3 protein-coding genes are annotated in these 2455 nt (G+C 66.3%); 2 read left to right on the top strand and 1 reads right to left on the bottom strand.

Annotated features, from left to right (window positions below; genetic code table 11):
• Positions 1-145: 145 nt before the first annotated feature.
• Complete coding sequence (locus tag AB0M26_RS31775; RefSeq protein ID WP_365266479.1) at positions 146-829, bottom strand: transposase; 684 nt, start codon at positions 827-829, stop codon at positions 146-148.
• Positions 830-1320: 491 nt separating this feature from the next.
• Between AB0M26_RS31775 and AB0M26_RS31770 the strand changes: the two genes are divergently transcribed.
• Both AB0M26_RS31770 and AB0M26_RS31765 read left to right on the top strand, forming a co-directional pair.
• Positions 1321-1767 carry a hypothetical protein gene (locus AB0M26_RS31770; RefSeq protein WP_365266476.1) on the top strand — a complete coding sequence of 149 codons (447 nt, stop codon included), beginning with the start codon at positions 1321-1323 and terminating at the stop codon, positions 1765-1767.
• A complete protein-coding gene (locus tag AB0M26_RS31765) occupies positions 1755-2288 on the top strand; it encodes a hypothetical protein (protein ID WP_365266473.1) in 534 nt (177 codons plus the stop codon). Before AB0M26_RS31770 ends, AB0M26_RS31765 begins: the two co-directional genes overlap by 13 nt.
• Positions 2289-2455 lie beyond the last annotated feature (167 nt).

Below are 2455 nucleotides of genomic sequence, written 5' to 3'. Positions count from 1 at the left end.
GAACGGACCTATCCAGGACGGCTCCGACGCCGTGATCACACCAGCCACAACAAGATCATCTCATCCCTGACCAGGGGTTACGGGACAACCTTTAGTGGTCCCTCACTCTGACGGCCCAGCCTTCCCCCGAGGCTGCTATGTCGTGTCAAGCCGCTTGAGCGAGTTCTTCGCCGTTGCCGAGTCGGTTCCGGTCGTCGCGCTCAAGGATCTTGAAGATCTGGCGGCAGATCATGCGCTTGAGGCATCGCTGGGCGTCACGGGAGGTCTTCCCTTCGGCGATCTTGCGTGCGACGTACCTCTTCGTAGAGGGATCGAGCCGCATCCGGATCAGGGTGATCGTGTGCATGGCCCGGTTGAGCTGCCGGTCGCCGCTGCGGTTGAGACGGTGTCGGTTGGTCAGCCCGGAGGAGGCGGGGATCGGCGAGACGCCCGCGAAGGAGGCGAATGCGGCTTCCGAACGGAATCGTCCCTGGTGAGACCAGCTGATCAAGATCTGGGCGGCGGTGATCGGTCCGACGCCGAGCAAGCTGAGGAGCTCGGGTGCCTGTTGCCGTACCAGGGCGAGGATCTCGTTCTCGAGTTCCTTGGCCTCGGCCTGCAGCATCTGGATGCGCTGAGCAGTGGACCGCATGGCTCGCACCCTCATCCGGCGCTCGAGGTCCTGGTCCAGGCGGTCGCGGAGCTGAGCGCAGTAGGTGATCTGGGCGGGGCGCTTGAGCTTACGCAGTTCGGCGCGGAGTTCTTCCGGCGCGGAGACGATCAGGGCCTTGAGCTGGTTGATCGCGGCGGTGGAAGCGAGGACCGCGCCGTGACGGGTGGCAAGCAGCACACGCAGTGCCTGGCGTTCGCCGCGAAGGCGGGCTGGATCAGATGCTCGCTGGTCAGTGCTTCCTTGGCGGCGCGGATGGCGTCGAGCATGTCGGTCTTGCGGCCTCCGCGGTTGACCGCTCGTTTCGGTCGACAGACCTCGACGACCTGTTCGCCGGCCTGGTCCAGGAAGGCTGCGAGGCCGGCGCCGTAGCTGCCGATGCCTTCCAGGGCCCAGCAGCGGCGGCTGTGCTCCGGCCGACGCGGCCGGCTCCGATTTTCTACCGCCCCTTGCGCTCGCCCGCCTCCACGGCCTGCTGGAGTTGGTCGTCGGAGAGCACGCGCTGATCAGGGTCGGGAGCCCCCGGAACGGCGCGGTCGCTGCGCGGCCGGCGTCGGCCGCATGCAACCGACGTGATATCTCCCCCGTGTCGGGGGTACGCGAATCGAGTGCGGATACGCTGCGCGGAGCAAGGTCGGCCTGGGGCCGTGCGTACGATCAGGCCTCTGGTCGTGGCACGCGCGCAGGGTCTTTTCGACGTGGCCTGCGGAGCCTGGCCCCTGCTGCATCTGCGGAGTTTCGAGTTCTTTTTCGGGCCCCGGCGGATGAAGGGGGAGCAGGATTGGCTGGTGAAGACCGTTTCGGGGCTCTTGGTCGCGGGCGGGTGGGGCCAGCTGGGCGCCTCCGCCTCGCCCGAGAGCCTGGCCCAGGCCCGACGCGTCGGGATGGGCACAGCCCTCACTCTGCTCGCGGTCGACGTGGCGTACATCCCCCGCGGCCGGATCCGCTTCACCCATGTGCTCGATGCCGCCGCCGAGGCCATGTGGCTTGTCGCCTGGATGCGGGCAGGAGGCATTTCGGGACCGGAGCGGTGCAAGAAGCCGTTGCACTCGGGCGGGTCGGCGATATCCGGCACTGGACGCCGAAACACGGTAGGAGGTCGGTCATGGGTGCGGTAGGGGAAGTCCGGCTGCGGAATTCGGCCAGCAGGACTTTGCACACATACCTCAATGATCACTTGGCCGGTGCCACGGCCGGCGTCGAACTCGCCCGGCGCATGGTTCGCGAATACGGCGACTCGCCATTCGGCAATGACCTGAAGCGCCTTGCAGCGGAAATCGATCAGGACCGTCAAGCACTTCTCCGGCTCATGTTCCGCCTCGAGGTCCCCGCCCGCCGGTACAAGATCTATGGGGCGTGGGTCGGTGAAAAGGTCGGGCGTCTCAAGCCCAACGGGCGTATTCTGCGTCGCTCCCGAATCAGTCCTCTCCTGGAGCTGGAAGCACTTCAGCTGGGGGTCTCGGGCAAATTTCTGCTCTGGGAGTCATTGTCCCTGGCGGCAGCCGACGACCCGCGCCTGGACGCCGTCCGGCTCCAAGAACTCCTGGACAGGGCCCGCCACCAGCTGAGCACACTCACCTCACTGCGCAACGAGGCCACGGCCACGATTCTGGCCCCTACCGGCCCCGCACTGCCCTGAGCAGACGGCATCCGGGGCGAACTCCAGACGTTTTCCGCACACACGCTTCGGCCACACGCGCGTTCCGAGTCGTCTAAAGGTTGTCCCGTAACCCCTGGTCAGGGATGAGATGATCTTGTTGTGGCTGGTGTGATCACGGCGTCGGAGCCGTCCTGGATAGGTCCGTT

Source organism: Streptomyces sp. NPDC051776, from assembly GCF_040681345.1.
Lineage (GTDB): Bacteria > Actinomycetota > Actinomycetes > Streptomycetales > Streptomycetaceae > Streptomyces.
Note: the sequence above shows the minus strand (reverse complement) of the source record. Positions and strands in the feature narration are given on the sequence as shown.